The organism is Microbacterium sp. Leaf351 (assembly GCF_001423825.1).
GTDB lineage: Bacteria > Actinomycetota > Actinomycetes > Actinomycetales > Microbacteriaceae > Microbacterium > Microbacterium ginsengisoli.
In genome coordinates, this window is sequence record NZ_LMPK01000003.1 from 56,638 (window position 1) to 57,561 (window position 924).

Annotated in this window: 1 protein-coding gene; it reads right to left on the reverse strand. The window is 68.4% G+C overall.

Annotated elements, in window-relative coordinates; genetic code table 11:
* Positions 1 to 924, reverse strand: a 924-nt coding sequence (eccCa, locus tag ASG00_RS16365) for a type VII secretion protein EccCa (RefSeq protein WP_235559061.1), incomplete at both ends; no start/stop codon positions are given.

Here is a 924-nt window from a genome sequence, read left to right on the forward strand (position 1 = left end):
GGGAGCGCGATGTCTTCGGGGGCCCGGACACATAGGCCGCGCGGAACTGCACGAGGTTCTCGGTGTCGGCCTTGAGGTATCCCACTCCGGGCTCCTGAGGGAGCGTGTACGCGTCGGGAACGCCGAGCACGCTGCGGGATTCGGCGGCGGAGAAGGTGCGCAGACCGATGCGGTAGGAGAGGTAGGTGTCGAGACCGCGCAACTTGCCCTCCTCGAGTCGCTGTGACGCGAGCAGCAGATGCACCTGCAACGAGCGACCGACGCGGCCGATGTTGATGAAGCTGTCGACGAACTCGGGTTTGGCCGACAGCAGCTCACTGAACTCGTCGGCGACGATCAGCAGCGCGGGGAGCGGTTCGAGGTCGCTGCGGCCGTTCTTGCGCGCCTTCTCGTAGTCGCTGACGTTGGCGAAGTTCCCGGCGGAGCGCAGCAGTTCCTGCCGCCGCACCACCTCGCCCTGCAGGGCATCCTGGAAGCGGTCGACCAGAGCGAGCTCTTGACCGAGGTTGGTGATGATCGCCGAGACATGCGGCATCCCGGCCATGCCGGCGAAGGTCGCGCCGCCCTTGAAGTCGACGAGCACGAAGTTGAGCTGCTCGGGGGAGTGGGTGAGGGCGAGCGCGAGCACGAGGGTGCGCAGCACCTCCGACTTCCCGGAGCCGGTGGCGCCGATGAGCACACCGTGGGGTCCCATGCCCTGCTGCGCGGCTTCCTTCAGGTCGAGCACGAGGGCGGCGCCCGAGGTGTCCTGTCCGATCGGCACCCGCAGCCGGTCGCGTTCGAGACGGGGAAGCCACGTGCGATCGACGTCGATGTCACGCACGTCGGGTAGAGCGAGCAGCTCGACGAGCTCTCGCTGAGCACTGCCGGTCTCGCCGGTGGACGCCGTCGGCTGGGAGTGCAGCGGCAGCAGTCGCCGGGCGG